Here is a 17769-nt window from a genome sequence, read left to right as displayed (position 1 = left end):
GCAGCGGTCAAAACAACAAAACCCGGTCACGCAAGCGTGCAGCAAGTTAGCGCCGCACCAATGCGCTGCGGGCCACTTCATCCTGCTTCCAGCCGATGATTGCTTCGCACAGCACCGCAACCATGCGCTGACGCCACAGCGGATTCAGCAGGTTCGCCCGGTCATTGTCGTCCGACAGGAAGCCCAGCTCAAGCAGGACCGAGGGCATGTCGGGCGATTTCAGGACTGAAAAACTAGCCCCCTGAACCGGCCGCCCATGCAGACCGATTCCCATCAGCGCCATGCGCGATGTCAGCCATTTGGCAAAGTTTTCGGATCTTGGCTGGGTGTCGGTGCGGGTAAAATCCATCAGGGCGGCCGTCAGCGCATCGTCGTAGCCGGCCAGATCAAGACCGCTGATCAGATCGTCACGATCGTGGCGGGACACCAGTTGCTGCGACGCCTGCTGATCGGCCTTCGGGTTCCAGATATAGACCGTGGCCCCCGCCGCCTGACCTTCGGGCAACGCGTCGGCATGCAGCGACATGAACAGATCGGCCTTGGCCTCGCGCGCCGCGGTCATCCGGTTTTCCAGCCGCACAAAGCTGTCATCATCACGGGTCATGACCACGCTGATGCCCCGGTCCTGCAACGCTTTGCGCAGTTCCAGCGCAAAGGTAAGGACCAGATTGGCCTCGGTCTGGCCATCCACCTGCGTGCCGGGGTCAAAGCCGCCATGGCCGGGGTCCAGCACGACGACAAATTCGTCATCCGGGGCGGCGGTTTCAACGGCTGCCGGGTCCGGCAGGTCGCGCAACGCGGCCGTGGCGCTTGGCGGCGGCGCGAAATCCTTGTCGGATACCGGCTTCAGGGCGACACGCAGTTCAGGCTGCGGCGCGGTGGTTCGCATGGCCGAGGTTTCGATACGGTAAGGGCCGGGCAATTCGATCACCACCCGCGACCAGCCGCGACGATGGCGGCCCCAACGGATACCGGGCACCTTGTCAGCGCCAAACAGGTCTTGTGGACTGACCCCGTTCAGATCGACGCCACGCATATCGACGATCAGCCGGGCCGGATCACCCACGACATAAGTGCGAAACGGCACCGCCTTATCCAGCGTCAGGCGCAATTCCAGCGGCGGGTTGCGCCACCAGCCCCGCCCCGTCTGCACCAATGCCGACGCGCCCATGTCGATCCGCGCAGTTTCCTGCGCCGCCACGGGTGACAACATGGTCAGACATGCAAGGATCAGCGCCAGAAGCTTCATCGGGACGCCATGAACTCCGCCAGACGCCGCAGACCTTCGACGATGTCTGCGGTCGCGCGGGCATAGCTGAAGCGCAATGTCTGCGCGCCGCGTTCCGGGTCGAAATCCAGCCCAGGCGTCACCGCCACACCGGCGCGATCCAGAATTTCGGCCGCAAATTCCAGCGAATTGTCGGTCAGATGCGACACATCGGCATAAATATAAAACGCCCCTTCCGGCGGCGCGATGCGATCGAAGCCCGCCTTGGGCAGACCTTCCAGCATCAGGCGGCGGTTTTCGGCATAAACGGCAAGGTTCGCATCAGCCTCGTCCGTGCAATCCAGCGCGGCAAGGGCTGCGACCTGACTGGCATGGGGCGGGCAGATGAACATGTTCTGTGCCAGCCGTTCGACCGTGCGCAGATGGGTTTCGGGCACCACCATCCAGCCTACGCGCCAGCCGGTCATGCTGAAATATTTGCTGAAGGAATTGATGACGAACACGTCATCGGTCACTTCCAGCGCGGAATGACAACGATCGCCATAGCCAAGGCCGTGATAAATCTCGTCCGAGACGACCGCCATGCCCTTGGCCGCCGCCGCATCGGTCAGCCCGCGCAACTCGTCCAGACGCAACACCGTGCCCGATGGATTGCCGGGCGAGGCAAGGATCAGCCCCGCACAATCATCGGGCAAATCCTGTGGGCGCGGCTGATAACGGTCCTCGGGCCGGGTCAGAATGCCCACCGGTTCCAGCGACATGGCCCGCAATATCTGGCGATAGCTGGGATAGCCGGGATAGCCCATGGCCACCTTGTCCCCCGCATCGAACAGCGCGGCAAAGGTCAGCAGGAACGCCCCGCTGCTGCCTGATGTCACGACAACACGGGTCGGGTTCAGATCGACGCCATACCAGCGCCGATACAGGTCCGCGATGCCCTGCCGCAATGCAGGCAGACCAAGTGCGACCGTATAACCCAAGGGCTGCGACAGCGCGTCAGCCAGCGCCTGCCGCGCACCTGCGGGTGCGGGCGTGCCGGGCTGCCCCACCTCCATATGCACGATATGGCGACCGGATGCCTCTGCGCGGGTGGCCGCTTCCATCACATCCATCACGATGAACGGGTCCACCTGTCCACGGGCGGAATGTCGCATGCTCTGACCTCGGGTTTCTTCTTTTGGCGGTGTCATAGCGCGTCTGGCAGCCTCACTCCAAGCCTTAATCACTGCTTCTTTCACGTATCCGTGTGGCAGAGTTTCTTGCCATCACCCGCGCGAAGGGCCAAGTTGCCGCCAACCCTGAACACTGAGGAAACCCATGAAACGCCTGATCGCCGCTTTGCTGCTTGGATCGACACTTGCAAGCCCGGCCCTGTCCTTTGACATTTCATCCATGACCGAGGACGAAAAAGAGGCTTTTGGCACCGCCGTTCGCGACTATCTGATGGCCAACCCGGAAGTGCTGGTGGAATCCATCAACGTGCTGGAATCGCGCCGTCAGGAACAGTCGGTTGAAAATGACCGCCTGCTGGTCGCGTCGAACAGGGATGCAATCTTTGACGATGGTCACAGCTGGGTCGGCGGCAACCCCAAAGGCGACGTGACCGTGGTCGAATTTCTGGACTATCGCTGCGGCTATTGCCGTCGCTTCAACGATCAGGTGCATGCGCTGATCGAAAAAGACCCGAATGTGCGCCTGATCCTGAAGGAATACCCGATCCTTGGCGAAGACAGCGATATGTCCGCCCGCTTTGCCGTCGCGGTCAAGCAGATCGCCGGGGATGAGGCTTACATGAAAGCCCATGACGCCCTGATCGAGCTTCGCGGCCCGGCATCTCTGGACGCGCTTGGCAAGATTGCCGAAGATATCGGCGTGGACCGGGACGAGGTCATCAACCTGATGAACACCGAATCCGTCACCGCCGTGCTGCGCGCGAACCGTCAATTGGGCGAAACCATGGCCATCATGGGCACGCCCACCTTCATCATCGGCGATGAAATGCTGCGCGGTGTGCCGCAGGACGGGCTTGAAAGCTATGTTCAGGCGGAACGCGAAAAGCAGGGCTGATGCGACATTCGGCATCGACATGAACATCGACATGAACGGGGGTCGGCATCGCGCCGGCCCCCGTTGTCGTTCAGGCCAGTGCGGCCTTGACGCTGTCAGCCAGTGGCGTGCTTGGGCGCCCGATCAAATTGGCCAGGGTCGCGCCATCCCCATCCAGCGCACCTTGCGCCGCACCGGCGTCAAAACCGGCATAGATCGCGGCCACCGGCGCGGGCAAACCCGCCCCCTCCAACGCCTTGGCATAGTCTGCTTCGGACAGGTTCACATAGGGGATGTCCTTGCCGGTCTGCCGCGAAATTTCGGCAGCAAGGTCAGCCAGCGTAAAGGCAGGGCTGCCCGCCAGTTCGTAGACCTCGTCATCATGTCCCTGCCCTGTCAGCACAGCGACGGCTGCCCGCGCATAGTCAGCCCGCGCGGCCGCAGCAATTTTCCCTTCGCCCGCGGCCCCGTAGAAGGCGCCATTGGCAACGGCGGGCCGGACCGAGGCAGTGTAGTTTTCCGTATACCAACCATTGCGCAGGATCGTCGTGACAAGGCCGGACGCTTTCAACATTGCCTCGGTCTTGACATGCTCGGCCGCCAGATCAACCAAAGGCGAGGTATCGGCATGCAGCAGACTGGTATAGACAATGCGCCGAACGCCCGCGGACTTGGCCGCGTCAATGATGTTCTTGTGCTGCACCGCGCGTTTACCAACTTCGCTGCCCGATACCAGCATCAGCGTATCGACACCCGCCAAAGCCGGGGCCAGGGTTTCGGGGGCGTCATAATCGGCCTTACGCGCTTCGACCCCGGTATTTTCGATCTTTTCCGGGCTGCGCGCCAAGGCGACAATCTCGTCCTGCCCGGCCTTTTTCAGGCCTTCGATAATCAACTGGCCCAATTGGCCGGTGGCGCCCGTTACTGCAATGGTCATCATATTCTCCTTCAGGAACTGGATATGTGATGACTTAGACCCTATACTCACTAATAGTAAGAACCAACAAAAACGTAAGTATAAAAAATGTCGCACCAACCCGAACCGCTTTCCACCAAACTGCAACGCGGCAACCTGATGGCCGCCGCCTGCCCATCCCGAGAGGTTCTGCGCAGCATGACCAGTCAATGGGGCGTGCTGGTCCTGATGAGTTTGCAGCAAGGCACACACCGGTTCAGCGAATTACGCCGACGCATTGGCGGCGTGTCCGAACGGATGCTGTCCGAAACGCTGAAGCGGTTAGAGAGGCACGGGCTGATCCTGCGCGTTGCCTATCCTGTCGTGCCGCCGCAGACGGAATATAGCCTGACACCCCTGGGCGTCGAAGCTGCCCGGCATGTCGCCGGAATGGCCGACTGGATCGAGGTCAATCTGCCCGAAATTCTGCAACACCGGCCACAGCAGGCATGATCGCGGGCCGCTGATGTCACGCATCATTGGCCCGTCATCTTAGTCAACGATCAGGCTGTTGTCCCATCCGGTATTGCACCGGAACCGGCCCAGAATGTGATCTGCCGCCTTTTCCCCGGTCATGATGGACGGCGCGTTCAGGTTTCCATTGGTGATACGCGGAAAGATAGAGCTGTCGGCAACCCGCAGACCCTGAGTACCGATCACGCAGAGTTCCGGATTGACCACGGCCAGCGGATCGTCTTCGGCCCCGACACGGGCAGTGCCGCAGGGATGGAACGCGGATTCAGCATGCTGACGGATGAAGGTGTCGATATCATCGTCTGATTGAACATCCGCGCCCGGCTGAATTTCATCGCCCCGATATTCCGCCATCGCGGGCTGATCAAAGATTTCGCGAGTCAGTCGGACACAGGCACGAAATTCTTTCCAATCATCAGGATGCGACATATAGTTGAAGTGAATTTCAGGCGCCGCATTCGGATCATTCGACACAAGCCGCACCGTGCCGCGTGATTTGGATCGCATCGGCCCGACATGCACCTGAAAGCCGTGACCGCTGACCGCCGCCTTGCCGTCATAACGCACAGCCAAGGGCAGGAAATGATACTGGATATCGGGATAATCCACCGCGTCCGAGGAACGGATGAAGCCGCAGCTTTCAAACTGGTTCGAGGCGCCAAGCCCGGTTTTCTGCAGCAGCCACTCCACCCCGACCCGGCCTTTGCCCAGAAGATTGTAATAGGTATAAAGAGTCACTTTTTTCAGAGACTTATACTGCATATATATTTCAAGATGATCCTGAAGGTTTGCCCCCACACCCGGACGGTCCGCGATCACCGGAATACCATGTTGCACCAGATGATCGGCAGGCCCGATCCCCGACAGCATCAGCAGCTTTGGTGTATTGATTGAACTGGCCGACAGGATGATTTCTCTCTCTGCCTCGACACATTCGATTATGCCTTTTCTTTCGATTTCAACGGCATAAGCACGGTTATCTTGAAACAAGACACGCCGTGCGAAGCCATGCACGATGGTCAGCAGACCCGATTTCATTGCCGGACGCAGATAGGCCGCTGCAGCTGACCAGCGACGACCGCCCCAGATGGTTGCCTCCATCGGGCCGAAGCCTTCCTGATTTTCACCATTGTAATCAGGGGTATGCGGCCAACCCGCCTGCTCTCCGGCCTCGGTAAATGCGTTGAACAGGGGATTTCGGCGGCTGCCACGCGTGACATGCAACGGGCCATTTGTGCCACGCCATGGGGACGCGCCACCATGCCATGCCTCCATCCGCTTGAAATAGGGCAGAACATCCTTATACCCCCACCCGTCAGCGCCGGATTCCTGCCAGTGATCAAAGTCTTTGCGGTTCCCCCGGACAAAAACCATGCCATTGATCGAAGATGACCCGCCCAGCACCTTGCCGCGCGGCGTCACCAGACTGCGCCCGCCCAGATGCTCTTCGGATCGGGTGTGAAAGCCCCAGTCAAAGCGTGGCATATTCATGGGATAGGACAGCGCACCGGGCATCTGGATATAGATGCTGCGGTCGCTGCCACCGAATTCGATCAATGTCACACGGTGCCCGGCCTCGGTCAGGCGATAGGCCAGCGCACACCCCGCCGAACCGGCACCGACGATGACATATTCAGCCTTCATTGCCCAAACCCTTTCGTCACATCAGTAGGGCGCATCTACGCCGCCCATGCCGACATAGACCGTCTTCAACTGCGAATAATGTTCGATGGCCGCGGCCGAGTTTTCACGCCCGATCCCCGACAGCTTGACCCCGCCAAAGGGCATTTCGACCGGCGTCAGATTATAGGCGTTGATCCAGCAGGTGCCTGCCTCCAGCCTTGCGATCATGCGATGGGCGCGGGTCAGATCTTGCGTGAAAACGCCCGCGGCAAGGCCGAAACCGGTGGCATTGGCGCGGCGGATCACCTCTTCCTCGGTGTCAAAGGCAAGCGTGGTCATCACCGGGCCGAAGATTTCATCGGTTGCCAGTGTCATCTGATCGGTCGCGTCAGCGAAAACCGTCGGCGGGATAAAGGCCCCCTCGCCCACGCCACCGGCAACCAGCCGCGCGCCTTCCTGCTCACCCGCGGTAATTGCGGCGCGGATTCTGGCCGCCTGCGCGGGGCTGACAATCGGTCCGTGCTGCGTGTCGGGGTCCAGCGGATCGCCAATCCTGATCGCCGCAAGCCGTGCGGTCAGCTTTTCCAAAAAGGCGTCGCGAATGCCGCTTTGCACGAACACCCGCGTGCCGTTGGAACAGATCTGCCCCGAAGAATAGAAATTCGCCAGAATCGCGGCGCCCACGGCATCATCCAGATTGGCGTCGTCAAAGATGATCAGCGGGGATTTGCCGCCCAGCTCCATCGTCACATGACGCATCCCTGCGGCGGCAGCGGCATAGACCTTTTGCCCGGTCGGCACCGAACCCGTCAGCGACACTTTGGCGACATGCGGATCGGTGACCAGCGCCGCACCCACGGCACCACGTCCCTGCACGACATTGAAGACACCGGCGGGCAAGCCGGCTTCGATCAGAATTTCGGCCAGTTTCAAGGCACCTAGCGGCGTTTCCTCGGAAGGTTTGAAGACCATCGCATTGCCCATGGCCAGTGCAGGCGCGGCCTTCCAGCAGGCAATCTGGCTGGGATAGTTCCACGCGCCGATGCCCACACAAACGCCCAGCGGCTCGCGAATGGTATAGGCCCAGTCGCGGCCCAGCGGGATCATCTGACCTGTTACGGTCGCAGCCAAACCGCCGAAATATTCCAGCGCAGCCGCACCCGATTCCCAATCGGCAACCAGGGTTTCCTGAATCGGCTTGCCGGTATCCAGCGTTTCCAGGCGCGACAGTTCTTCGTTCCGTTCGCGAATGATCGCGGCGGCGCGGGACAGCACGCGGCCACGTTCCACCGGCGCCATCGCCGCCCATTCGACCTGCGCCTCTGCCGCGACCTTGCAGGCTTCGGCCACCTGTGCGCCGCTGGCCTCGCGGAGGCTGGCGATTTCCTGGCCGGTATAGGGATAGAACACCGGCAAGGCATCGCCCTGCCCTTCGACGGGTTGGCCATTGATGAACAGACTTGCTGCGGGTTGGGCGTTCAGGCTCATTTCACGGCCTCCTGTAGATATTCCATGATCATGTTGCGGGCGCCGTCGCCATCGGTCGGTCCGGGCGTCAGAACGGCGCGCAAATAGACGCCGTCGATCAGCGCCCCAAGGGTTTCGGCTATGGATTCGGGGTGATCCGTCAACGGACGCAGCGCGACGATCAGATTCGAGCGCAGGCGGTGATGGTAAACCCGCAAAAGCCTGCGGGCTTCATCATTGGTCAGGGCAAGCGCATAAAAATTCAGCCATGCACTAACGCTTTCCCGCTGAAAGTTTTCGGGCGCAAAACTGGCCTCCACGATTGCGTTGATCCGCCCGTGGGGGCCATGCCCCGGCAAGACCTCGCGCACCATATTGCCGTAAATCCGCAGAATATAGCGCATCGCCTGCAAGAAAATCTGTTCTTTCGTGCCAAAATAGTGATGCGCCAAGGCCGGCGACATCCCTGCCCGCCGTGCGATTTGCGCAACCGTCACGTCCAGCGAGCCGGCGCGACCAACTTCGTATATCGCGGCGTTGATTAACGCGGCTTTTCGGATAGGCTCTGCACCAATCTTGGGCATCACTGCACCTGCGCATGTGTTTCTGGTTGCAATATGGGGCCTTTGTATCTTTAATTGACTGATCAATCAAGAACAGGGAGCCTATCACAGCATGACTTTGTCCAAACTAATCTGTGCATCTGCGCTGAGCGTGGCGGCAACGCTTGGAACTGCAGCCCATGCCCAAGAACCGGATCAGTGCCACAAGGTCAGGCTGGCCGATGTGGGCTGGACTGATATCACCGCAACCACCGCACTGACGTCGACCGTGTTGCAGGCGCTTGGCTATCAGACGGAAACCAAGCTGCTTTCGCTGCCCGTGACCTTCTCGGCGCTGGCCACCGATGATCTGGATGTTTTCCTGGGCAACTGGATGCCGACGATGGAAGCCGACATCGGCCCCTATACCGAGGCGGGCACGATCGACACCGTGCGCACCAACCTGACGGGCGCGAAATACACGCTGGCCACGAACAAGGCGGGCGCCGATCTGGGCATCACCAGCTATCAGGATCTGGCCGAACACAAAGATGCGTTGGACGGCAAGATTTATGGGATCGAGCCGGGGAATGACGGCAACCGTGTCGTTCTGGAAATGATCGGCGAGGACAAATTCGGCACCGGCACCTTTGAAGTCGTCGAAAGCAGCGAACAGGGCATGCTGGCACAGGTCGCGCGCGCCGATGGCGCGGGCGACCCGATCGTCTTTCTTGGCTGGGAGCCTCATCCTATGAACTCGCAGTTCCAGTTGACCTATCTGGAAGGTGGCGACGATGTCTTCGGCCCCAATCTGGGCGGAGCGGAAGTCAGAACCAATACTCGTGCGGGATATGTCAACGAATGTGCGAATATTGGCAAATTCCTGCAGAACCTGGAATTTACGCTGGCCATGGAAAACGAAGTCATGGGGAAAATCCTGAATGACGGCGCTGATCCGATGGATGCCGCGAAAGAATGGCTGCAAGCCAATCCCGATGCCACGACGCCGTGGCTGGATGGGGTGACGACCGTCGACGGAAATGACGCGCAGGCGGCGGTTGCTGCCGCACTGGGCGGTTAGGACTGTAACCACCGCCCTGCCTGCTGTGTCGGGCACGGCGGTATCCGCCAAAGACGTAAAGGAAACAGGGCGTTCCGCCTGAAAGGCGTTGCGACCACAACCCGAGGGGCAACCCACCTATGGAGCAGTTGACCAGTCTGGTAACGGATAACAAGATCCCGGTAGGTCGAACGGCAAAAACCTTTTTTGACTGGCTGAATGCCCATGCGGCAGGCCTGTTCAACGCCATTTCCAACGCGATGAATTGGCTGATCGACGGTATTCTGACCGTATTAGAAACGCCACATCCCTTTATTTTCATCATTCTGGCCGTCGCGCTGACATGGTTTCTGCAGCGCCGTTGGCAGCCCTGCGTGTTGATGGCGCTTGGCCTGCTATTCGTGCTTAATCAGGGCTATTGGGAAGAAACCCTGCAATCGCTGACGCTGGTGCTGGCCGCCTGTATCGTGTGCATGGCGATTGGTGTGCCCGTCGGTATTGCCGCCGCCCACCGCCCCCGCCTGTATGCGTGGATGCGCCCGGTGCTGGACCTGATGCAGACGCTGCCGACCTTCGTCTATCTGATCCCGGCCATCGTCTTTTTTGGCATCGGCATGGTGCCGGGCCTGCTGGCGACCGTGATTTTCGTGCTGCCGGCGCCTATCCGCCTGACGCAGCTTGGCATTTCCTCGACCCCGCCCTCGCTGATAGAGGCCGCGACCGCCTTTGGCGCCACACCGCGCCAATTGCTGTGGAAGGTCGAATTGCCAAGCGCCCTGCCCCAGATCATGACCGGCCTGAACCAGACGATCATGCTGTCCCTGTCGATGGTGGTGATCGCAGCACTGGTCGGCGCCTCGGGGCTTGGCGTGCCGGTTGTCCGCGCGTTGAACAGCGTCAACACTGCCCTTGGCTTTGAATCGGGTTTCGTCATCGTCGTGGTGGCCATCCTGCTTGACAGGATGCTGCGAATGGAGGGCCGGAAATGAGCGATATGGCCAGTGATACCGCCGCCAACGCGGTCGAGTTCGACAATGTGACCATCGTCTTTGGCGACAAACCGGAAAATGCTCTTCCCCTGATGGATCAGGGCGTTCAGCGGGCCGAGGTCAAGAACAAGACCGGTCAGGTTCTGGGCGTCATAATTGCAGCCTGAATGTCGCTCAGGGTGAAATCCTTGTGCTGATGGGCCTGTCGGGATCGGGGAAATCCACGCTTTTACGGGCTGTCAATGCGCTGAATGACGTCGTGCGCGGTGATGTGCGGGTGCGTTGCGGCGATCAGATGGTCTCGGTCACGGGCGCGGGCCGTCGCCAACTGCGCGACATTCGGCTGCGCACGGTCGCGATGGTGTTTCAAAGCTTCGGGCTGCTGCCATGGCGGACGGTGCGCGAAAATGTCGGGCTTGGGCTGGAACTGGCTGGGCTGTCGGCTGCCGAACGCAAGGACATGGTCGATAGCCAACTGGCCACCGTTGGCCTGACCGATTGGGCCGAACGCAAGGTGGGTGAGCTTTCGGGCGGCATGCAACAGCGCGTCGGTCTTGCCCGCGCCTTTGCGACCGAAGCGCCGATCCTGCTGATGGATGAACCGTTCAGCGCATTGGACCCGCTGATCCGGTCACGGCTTCAGGATGAGCTGCTGGAATTGCAGGCCAAGACCAAGCGGACAATCATCTTCGTCAGCCACGATCTGGACGAGGCTTTCAAGCTGGGCAACCGCATCGCGTTGATGGAGGGGGGGCGCATCGTTCAGATTGGCACCGCCCGCGAAATCATCGCCAATCCGATCAACGAATATGTCGCGGATTTCGTGGCGCATATGAACCCGTTGGGCGTGCTGACCGCCGCCGACTTTGCCGAAAGCGGCGATGCCTTTGGCCAGCCTGTGTCCCGCGACATGCCGGTGCGCGAGGTGATGCGTCGCCTGACCGAGGTGGATTCCGTTCCCATCGAAGGGGGTGGGCGCGTCACACGCGAAGCGGTGTTGTCGCGACTGATCAAACCCAGCCAATAAAAAAGGGCCGCATGAAGCGGCCTTTTTTTATTGGCGTATTTTCATTGGCTTAGCTGTTCAGCAAATCGCGATGATAACGAAACAGCATCGCAAGACCGATCGCAATCAGGATCAGGCTGACAGCAAAGACGTAAAGCGGGCTGACATAATCGCCGATATATGACGGATAGAACGATTTCCGCATCTGCCCGATCACATGCACCACAGGATTGAACCACAGATATTGCCGCATGACTTCTGGCGTTTCGTCAAAGATGAAAAACACGCAGGACAGCAGGAACAGCGGACGGGTCAGGATCGACCAGATCTTCTCCCACACCGGGAAGGCGGCGAACAGGAAGCAGTTCATCACCCCCACACCAATCCCCAATGCAAAGGCCATCAGGATCGCCAGCGTAATACCTTCGATCTGTGGATCGGTGCGGGTTTCCATGAAGGCATAGATGCCGACGAAGACGATATAGGCGACCAGAACCTGCGTCACGCCGTTGAAAATCACCCGTGCGATCAGCGCATCCATGAACGTCACCGCCGGATAGGCCAAAAGTGACTTTGATTGCGTGATTGCGCGGGAAATCCGACTGGACATGGCCAAGAACATGGTGAACGGCACAACGCCCGTCGCATAGAAGATCGCAAAGTTCTGACCAATCGGCGGGGTGCGAAACCCAAGCGAGAAGATCAGCGTCAGAAGGACGATGCCGCCGACCGGCTCGGCGATAGCCCATAGATAGCCACCTGCGACGCGCCCGTTATTGGTCGACATCTCGCGTAAAATCAGTGCGCCAATGGACCGCAGACTGGCAAATGAGCGATGCTGATGCACAGGACGCAGCTTGCCATCCGAAGTGCCGATCGAGCGGCGGACAGGAAGGGGAGCATTGGCCATAGAACAAACCTTACAGGTTTTGCGGGTCACGATACCGTAACTTATCCGCGCTGGAACTGTATTCGCGGTTTATGTATGACACCTGCAAGCAGATTAACAGCAGGCAAGAGTCCCTGGGCATGTCAGATACCAAAGACGTTACGGGCAAGGGGCAGAACGCCCCCCTGAAATCCGACGACTCGGCCAATGACGCGCCCCGCCGTCCCAACTTCAGCACCCCCCTGACCAAGAAAGACGACATTCAGGATGAGGGCGCCAAACCTGCGGTCGCGGAAAAGGCGCAACCCGCTTCCGAGGGTGCGGCCAAAGGTCCGGCCGGACCCGGGCCGGGCGCCAAAGCCGCCCTTACACCCGCGCAACGCAGACAACAGCGTCAACAGCGCAGGGCGATCCTTGAAGGGGCCGAGGAAGAAGACACTGACGAGGCCATGGTCCAGCGTCAGGTGAACAGGCGTCGCCAAAAGGCGATCGCTGCGGCGACACGCCCCGCCCCTGCCCAGCAAGGTCCGGTTCGCAAGCCCGCCTCGCGCGCTCGTTTATCGCGTCGGCATATCTTTCTTGCCGGCAGCTTTTGCATCGCGGTCCTTTTCCCCGTTATTGTCAGCGCATGGTATTTGTATGCGCGGGCGGCGGATCAATACGCATCCTATGTGGGCTTTTCCGTCCGCAGCGAATCCGGTGCGACATCGACGGAATTGCTGGGTGGTCTGACCTCGCTCGTGGGGGGGTCCAGCGGCACGACGACGGACTCGGACGTGCTGTATAAGTTCATCCAAAGCCATGATCTGGTGGAAAAGGTCGATGCGCGCCTGAACCTGCGCGAGATCTGGTCAAAGGCCCCGAACGACCCGATTTTCGGGTTTAACGGCGGCAATGCGCTGGAAGATTTGCGAAGCGAATGGTCCAGCAAGGTCCGCATCTATTACGACAATGGCATGATCGATCTGCGCGTTCTTGCCTTCAATGCTCAGGATGCGCAGGCCATCGGACAGGCGGTGATGGACGAAAGCACCATTCTGATCAACCAGCTGAACGATGTCGCCCGTGAAGACGGTCTGCGCTATGCCCGCGATGAGCTTGAGCGCGCAGGTGAGCGTGTGAAAGAGGCGCGGCAGGCGCTGACCGCGTTCCGCAATCGCCATCAATTGGTTGATCCAACCGCCGATGTGCAAGGTCAGGTTGGCGTGGTCAGCACATTGCAGTCGCAACTGGCCGAACAGCTTGTGCAATTGGGCCTGTTGCGGGCCAACGCACAGCCCAACGATCCGCGTATCGAGCAAAGCGAGCTGCGCATTCAGGTCATCCGCGAACAGATCGCGGCAGAACGTCTGAAATTCGGCTCGGAAACGGGCGAGGCTTTGTCCGAGATTGTCGGCCAATATGAAGGGCTGGCGGTTGACCGCGAATTTGCCGAGCAAAGCTATGTCGCGGCGCGTGCCACCTATGACAATGCGCGGGCGGAAGCGGCGCGACAGTCGCGCTATCTGGCGGCCTATGTAAAGCCCACACTGGCACAAGAGCCGGAATTCCCGCAGCGAGGCAAGCTGCTGTTCATCATCACAGGCTTCCTGATGGTGATCTGGATTGTCGGCATTCTGATCTTCTACAGCCTGCGCGACCGTCGATGATCCGTCTGCAGAACCTGAACAAAAGCTACAAGCTGAATGGCCGCACCAAGGTCGTGGCGCGAAACATCAATGCGGTCTTTCCGACCGGCATTTCCGTCGCCCTTCTGGGGCGCAACGGCGCGGGCAAATCGTCCATGCTGCGGATGATTTCGGGCGCAATGCTGCCGACTTCGGGGCGTATCCTGTCAACCGGCACGATCAGTTGGCCGGTCGGTTTTTCCGGTTCCTTCAATGGCCAATTGACGGGCGAGCAAAACTGCCGCTTTGTCGCCCGCGTCTATGGCGTGGATACCGATGAAATGCGCGATTTCGTCGAGGATTTCGCCGAATTGGGTCAGCATTTCTACCTCCCCTTTCGCACCTATTCATCGGGAATGAAGGCGCGTCTGGCCTTTGGCGTTTCGATGGCCGTGCCCTTTGACACCTATCTGGTGGATGAGGTTTCCGCCGTCGGCGATGCGGCGTTCAAGGAAAAATCCAACCGCGTCTTTGCCGAACGGATGTCCGCCGCTGGCGCGATCGTGGTGTCGCATTCGATGGTGATGCTGCGGCGAACCTGCCAGGCGGGTGCAGTGCTGGAAAACGGAACACTGTCCTATTTCCACGATATCGAAGACGCCATCGATGCGCATCTCAGCAATATGGAACGGGCTTTGGCGCGCGGTTAAGCGAGCCTTTGCGACAGGAATATGTCACTTTCGCGGCAAGGCTGGCGTCGGACAGATCCACAGATTACAAGACGCCCAAATTTTGACCAGCAAAGGCAAACGCATGAAAATCATCGTTCTGGGTGGAGACGGTTTCTGCGGCTGGCCGACGGCGCTGCACCTGTCAGCGCGTGGCCATGACATCATCATCGTGGACAATCTGTCGCGCCGGAAAATCGACGTCGAGCTGGAGGTCACCTCACTGACACCGATCCGGCCCCTGGGCGAACGCGTCGCCGCGTGGAAAGAGGTCAGCGGCCATACGATCCGGGTCGAAAACTTTACCGTTGGCGAACATTACCACCGCCTGCTGACTCTGTTTCAGCAGGAAAAGCCTGATGTGGTGATCCATTTCGCCGAACAACGCGCCGCGCCCTATTCGATGAAATCCAGTTGGCACAAGCGTTACACGGTCAACAACAACCTGAACGCCACCAATGACGTGCTGGCCGCCATTGTGGAAAGCGGGCAGGACATCCATCTGGTCCATCTGGGCACGATGGGCGTCTATGGGTATGGCACGGCAGGGATGAAAATTCCTGAAGGTTATCTTGATGTTGTGATCGAAACCGAAAATGGTCCGCATCGGCAGGAAATCCTTTATCCCGCCAACCCCGGCAGCATCTATCACATGACCAAGACGCAGGATCAGCTGTTCTTCTTTTACTACAACAAGAACGACGGCGTGCGGATCACCGACCTGCATCAGGGCATCGTCTGGGGCACCCAGACCGAAGAGACCCGGATGGATGAACGGCTGATCAACCGTTTCGACTATGACGGCGATTACGGCACGGTGCTGAACCGCTTTCTGATGCAGGCGGCCATCGGCTATCCGCTGACCGTTCACGGGACAGGCGGGCAAACCCGGGCGTTCATCCATATTCAGGACACCTGCCGCTGTGTCGAACTTGCGCTGGCCAATCCGCCACAAAAGGGCGATCGGGTCAGCATCCTGAATCAGATGACCGAAACGCATCGCGTCCGCGATCTGGCGCAGATGATCGCGGATCAGACCGGGGCCGAGGTCGCGTTCCTGACAAACCCGCGCAACGAGGCCGAGGAAAACGATCTGCATGTTGCCAATGATCGTTTCCTTGGCTTGGGGCTGGACCCCATCAAGCTGCAGGATGGCTTGCTGGCCGAGGTGCAAGAGGTCGCCAAACGCTATGCCGACCGCTGCGACCGCGCCAAAATCCCCTGTGTGTCACAATGGCGCAGGGCCTGACAAACTGACTGGTCAGAATCACATCGATCATTCAAATGGTCGTCATGATTGCTGGCAGGCTTGGATATGATGGATTGAAAAGCGCCGCCCTTGGGCTGCTGATCGCGCTGGCCATTATCCTGCGTCTGTTCGGCCCTGCCGGAACTGTGACCACCCTGAAAGATGGCTATGTCGCCATCTGTCTGGGGGCCGAAATTGTCTATATCAAAGCCTCGGAACTGGGCGTTCAGACGGTTGACGGGCAAGAGGCACCCGATCAGGACAGCCACAAGGCCGAGCCATGTCTGTGGTTCGGCGGCTTTCACCCGCTGACCTTGGCTTTTTCAGCCCTGGCTGCGACGCAATCGACGGATCACGCGGTCCGTTTTCCATCGCCCAAAGATCAGCATGTCAATCGGCCAACCCGTCTTTCGGTTCATGCCCGTGCCCCGCCCCATCTGTCTCAACTCAAGCTCAGTTGACTGCTGCGCCCCGACCGGCGCGGCACAAAGTATTATGGGGACAGAAAAACATGGAAACGACGACAAGGCGGACTGGCAATGCCACCGCACTTTATCGCGCCGTCTGGCGCTGGCACTTTTATGCGGGACTGTTGGTCCTGCCCTTTGTGATCCTGCTGGCCACGACTGGCGGGATATACCTGTTCAAGGATGAAATCGCCAATATCTCGCATCGCAACGAACGTCTGGTCGAGGTGACAGGACAGGCGCCCAGACCGCCATCCGCACTGGTCGCCAGCGCGTTGCAAATGCATCCCGGAACGCTTTACGCCTATGAACCGGCAGCTGCGCCCAACCGCTCGGCGATTGTAAAGGTCGCAGGTCAGGACGGGACGAAAAACACGGTCTATGTGAACCCCTATTCGGCGCAGGTGCTGGGCAGCCACCCGGATTCGGGCGCATCGGGGACGCCGGTCATGAAGCTTGTGCGGGATCTGCACAGCCTTGCCTATGTTGGCTGGCTGGGCAATCGGGTGATCGAAGCGGTTGCGGGCTGGATGATCCTTTTGGTCATCACCGGGATCTATCTGTGGTGGCCACGCGGCCAGAAAGGCGGCGTGGTGACCATCCGCAACCGCCCCGCCCGTCGGGTCTTCTGGCGGGATACGCATGCTGTAACGGGTATTTTTGCATCGGGTTTTATCGTTTTTCTGGCCATGACCGGTCTGCCATGGTCGGGGGTCTGGGGCGCAAAATTCTATGACCTCTCTTATAAGGCAGGTCTTGGGATGCCTGATGGCTATTGGAGCAAGCTGCCTGTTTCCACGCAACCGGTCGGGGATGCCATCGACCGGGCACCGTGGATCATGGAACAGCAACCGATGCCGGTATCGGGCACGGCGAATGGCGTTCCGGTGAAGTTGGATGACATCGTCGCAACGGTCGAAGACTTGGGTATCGCGGCGGGCTATGCGCTGCGGATTCCCGGCAGGGCCGACGGCGTCTTTACCGCCTCGGTTTATCCTGACGACATCACGCAGGAACGCGTCATTCATCTGGACCAGTATACGGGTGAAGTCTTGTTCGATATGCGGCTGAATGAACTGGGGGCGCTTGGACAAGCCGCCGAATGGGGCATCAGCATCCATATGGGACAGGCTTTCGGGCTGCTCAATCAGGTCGTGCTGTTGCTGGTTTGCGTGGCCATGATCGCGATGTCGATCGCGGCCGGGGTCATGTGGTGGAAACGCCGTCCCGCAGGATCGCTGGGCGCACCACAAATGCCCCTCGACTGGCGCATCCCGCGAAACGTCCTGCTGATCGCAATCGCGGCGGGGGTATTCTTTCCGCTGGTCGGACTGACGCTGCTTGTCGCTGCGGCACTGGAGATCGGCGCAACAAGCTGGTCGCGGTTGCGAACTGCCCGAACGTGAACGCCTATCCAAATGGCAAAGGACGGGAATTCC

Annotated in this window: 16 protein-coding genes and 1 pseudogene; 10 read left to right on the top strand and 7 right to left on the bottom strand. The window is 59.7% G+C overall.

Features of this window, described 5'->3' with window-relative positions:
- Positions 1–46: 46 nt before the first annotated feature.
- Together H4P12_RS02105 and H4P12_RS02100 are read right to left on the bottom strand one after the other, a co-directional pair.
- Positions 47–1249, bottom strand: coding sequence for an N-acetylmuramoyl-L-alanine amidase (locus H4P12_RS02105; protein ID WP_187791942.1), 1203 nt, complete (start codon positions 1247–1249; stop codon positions 47–49).
- A complete protein-coding gene (locus H4P12_RS02100) occupies positions 1246–2382 on the bottom strand; it encodes a pyridoxal phosphate-dependent aminotransferase (protein ID WP_187791941.1) in 1137 nt (378 codons plus the stop codon). Before H4P12_RS02100 ends, H4P12_RS02105 begins: the two co-directional genes overlap by 4 nt.
- 163 nt (positions 2383–2545) lie before the next feature.
- Here H4P12_RS02100 and H4P12_RS02095 point away from each other — a divergent pair, with 163 nt between their 5' ends.
- The gene (locus tag H4P12_RS02095) at positions 2546–3295 is read left to right on the top strand and encodes a DsbA family protein (protein ID WP_187791940.1); all 750 of its coding nucleotides are present in this window, start codon (positions 2546–2548) and stop codon (positions 3293–3295) included.
- Between the two features lie 70 nt (positions 3296–3365).
- Here the strand turns inward: H4P12_RS02095 and H4P12_RS02090 are convergent, their stop codons facing one another.
- Positions 3366–4211, bottom strand: a complete 846-nt coding sequence (locus H4P12_RS02090) for an SDR family oxidoreductase (RefSeq protein ID WP_187791939.1) — start codon at positions 4209–4211, stop codon at positions 3366–3368.
- A gap of 87 nt (positions 4212–4298) precedes the next feature.
- Here H4P12_RS02090 and H4P12_RS02085 point away from each other — a divergent pair, with 87 nt between their 5' ends.
- Entirely contained in the window at positions 4299–4682 is a 384-nt protein-coding gene (locus H4P12_RS02085) for a winged helix-turn-helix transcriptional regulator (RefSeq protein WP_187791937.1), read from the top strand.
- A gap of 39 nt (positions 4683–4721) precedes the next feature.
- On the opposite strand, the gene betA is transcribed toward H4P12_RS02085, so the two are convergent.
- The 3 genes from betA to betI are packed head-to-tail and all read right to left on the bottom strand — an operon-like array spanning position 4722 to position 8377.
- Positions 4722–6347, bottom strand: a complete 1626-nt coding sequence (betA, locus tag H4P12_RS02080) for a choline dehydrogenase (protein ID WP_187791935.1) — start codon at positions 6345–6347, stop codon at positions 4722–4724.
- Between the two features lie 21 nt (positions 6348–6368).
- Positions 6369–7808 (bottom strand): betaine-aldehyde dehydrogenase, encoded by a 1440-nt coding sequence (betB, locus tag H4P12_RS02075; RefSeq protein ID WP_187792453.1) that lies wholly within the window; start codon positions 7806–7808, stop codon positions 6369–6371.
- 2 nt (positions 7809–7810) lie between these two features.
- Positions 7811–8377: a transcriptional regulator BetI gene (betI, locus tag H4P12_RS02070; RefSeq protein ID WP_187791929.1), complete on the bottom strand. Its 567-nt coding sequence runs from the start codon at positions 8375–8377 to the stop codon at positions 7811–7813.
- A 91-nt stretch (positions 8378–8468) separates the two neighbouring features.
- Between betI and choX the strand changes: the two genes are divergently transcribed.
- From choX to choV, 3 genes and pseudogenes are all read left to right on the top strand, one after another.
- Positions 8469–9416 (top strand): choline ABC transporter substrate-binding protein, encoded by a 948-nt coding sequence (choX, locus tag H4P12_RS02065; RefSeq protein ID WP_187791927.1) that lies wholly within the window; start codon positions 8469–8471, stop codon positions 9414–9416.
- Between the two features lie 119 nt (positions 9417–9535).
- Positions 9536–10384 (top strand): choline ABC transporter permease subunit, encoded by an 849-nt coding sequence (gene choW / locus H4P12_RS02060; protein WP_187791923.1) that lies wholly within the window; start codon positions 9536–9538, stop codon positions 10382–10384.
- Between the two features lie 5 nt (positions 10385–10389).
- A pseudogene (gene choV, locus H4P12_RS02055) lies at positions 10390–11411 on the top strand (choline ABC transporter ATP-binding protein).
- Between the two features lie 49 nt (positions 11412–11460).
- Here choV and H4P12_RS02050 read toward each other — a convergent pair.
- Positions 11461–12300 (bottom strand): ABC transporter permease, encoded by an 840-nt coding sequence (locus H4P12_RS02050; RefSeq protein ID WP_187791921.1) that lies wholly within the window; start codon positions 12298–12300, stop codon positions 11461–11463.
- A 119-nt stretch (positions 12301–12419) separates the two neighbouring features.
- Here H4P12_RS02050 and H4P12_RS02045 point away from each other — a divergent pair, with 119 nt between their 5' ends.
- The 5 genes from H4P12_RS02045 to H4P12_RS02025 all read left to right on the top strand — a co-directional run bounded on the left by H4P12_RS02045 (position 12420) and on the right by H4P12_RS02025 (position 17736).
- On the top strand, positions 12420–13928 hold the full coding sequence (locus tag H4P12_RS02045; RefSeq protein ID WP_187791919.1) for a KpsE/RkpR family capsule polysaccharide export protein: 1509 nt from the start codon (positions 12420–12422) through the stop codon (positions 13926–13928).
- Positions 13925–14596 (top strand): ABC transporter ATP-binding protein, encoded by a 672-nt coding sequence (locus H4P12_RS02040; protein WP_187791917.1) that lies wholly within the window; start codon positions 13925–13927, stop codon positions 14594–14596. Before H4P12_RS02045 ends, H4P12_RS02040 begins: the two co-directional genes overlap by 4 nt.
- 103 nt (positions 14597–14699) lie before the next feature.
- On the top strand, positions 14700–15863 hold the full coding sequence (locus H4P12_RS02035) for an NAD-dependent epimerase/dehydratase family protein (RefSeq protein WP_187791915.1): 1164 nt from the start codon (positions 14700–14702) through the stop codon (positions 15861–15863).
- A gap of 74 nt (positions 15864–15937) precedes the next feature.
- The gene (locus H4P12_RS02030; RefSeq protein WP_187791913.1) at positions 15938–16324 is read left to right on the top strand and encodes a hypothetical protein; all 387 of its coding nucleotides are present in this window, start codon (positions 15938–15940) and stop codon (positions 16322–16324) included.
- A 50-nt stretch (positions 16325–16374) separates the two neighbouring features.
- Positions 16375–17736 carry a PepSY-associated TM helix domain-containing protein gene (locus H4P12_RS02025; RefSeq protein WP_187791911.1) on the top strand — a complete coding sequence of 454 codons (1362 nt, stop codon included), beginning with the start codon at positions 16375–16377 and terminating at the stop codon, positions 17734–17736.
- Positions 17737–17769 lie beyond the last annotated feature (33 nt).

Origin of the sequence: Paracoccus amoyensis (assembly GCF_014490725.1) — a bacterium.
GTDB classification, from domain to species: Bacteria; Pseudomonadota; Alphaproteobacteria; order Rhodobacterales; family Rhodobacteraceae; genus Paracoccus; species Paracoccus amoyensis.
Note: the sequence above shows the minus strand (reverse complement) of the source record. Positions and strands in the feature narration are given on the sequence as shown.

Excerpts from the sequence above, each read along its gene's own strand:
- H4P12_RS02105 (WP_187791942.1), bottom strand. The coding sequence starts at position 1,249 with ATGAAGCTTCTGGCGCTGATCCTTGCATGTCTGACCATGTTGTCACCC.
- H4P12_RS02100 (WP_187791941.1), bottom strand. The coding sequence starts at position 2,382 with ATGCGACATTCCGCCCGTGGACAGGTGGACCCGTTCATCGTGATGGAT.
- H4P12_RS02095 (WP_187791940.1), top strand. The coding sequence starts at position 2,546 with ATGAAACGCCTGATCGCCGCTTTGCTGCTTGGATCGACACTTGCAAGC.
- H4P12_RS02090 (WP_187791939.1), bottom strand. The coding sequence starts at position 4,211 with ATGACCATTGCAGTAACGGGCGCCACCGGCCAATTGGGCCAGTTGATT.
- H4P12_RS02085 (WP_187791937.1), top strand. The coding sequence starts at position 4,299 with ATGTCGCACCAACCCGAACCGCTTTCCACCAAACTGCAACGCGGCAAC.
- betA (WP_187791935.1), bottom strand. The coding sequence starts at position 6,347 with ATGAAGGCTGAATATGTCATCGTCGGTGCCGGTTCGGCGGGGTGTGCG.
- betI (WP_187791929.1), bottom strand. The coding sequence starts at position 8,377 with ATGCCCAAGATTGGTGCAGAGCCTATCCGAAAAGCCGCGTTAATCAAC.
- choX (WP_187791927.1), top strand. The coding sequence starts at position 8,469 with ATGACTTTGTCCAAACTAATCTGTGCATCTGCGCTGAGCGTGGCGGCA.
- choW (WP_187791923.1), top strand. The coding sequence starts at position 9,536 with ATGGAGCAGTTGACCAGTCTGGTAACGGATAACAAGATCCCGGTAGGT.
- H4P12_RS02050 (WP_187791921.1), bottom strand. The coding sequence starts at position 12,300 with ATGGCCAATGCTCCCCTTCCTGTCCGCCGCTCGATCGGCACTTCGGAT.
- H4P12_RS02045 (WP_187791919.1), top strand. The coding sequence starts at position 12,420 with ATGTCAGATACCAAAGACGTTACGGGCAAGGGGCAGAACGCCCCCCTG.
- H4P12_RS02040 (WP_187791917.1), top strand. The coding sequence starts at position 13,925 with ATGATCCGTCTGCAGAACCTGAACAAAAGCTACAAGCTGAATGGCCGC.
- H4P12_RS02035 (WP_187791915.1), top strand. The coding sequence starts at position 14,700 with ATGAAAATCATCGTTCTGGGTGGAGACGGTTTCTGCGGCTGGCCGACG.
- H4P12_RS02025 (WP_187791911.1), top strand. The coding sequence starts at position 16,375 with ATGGAAACGACGACAAGGCGGACTGGCAATGCCACCGCACTTTATCGC.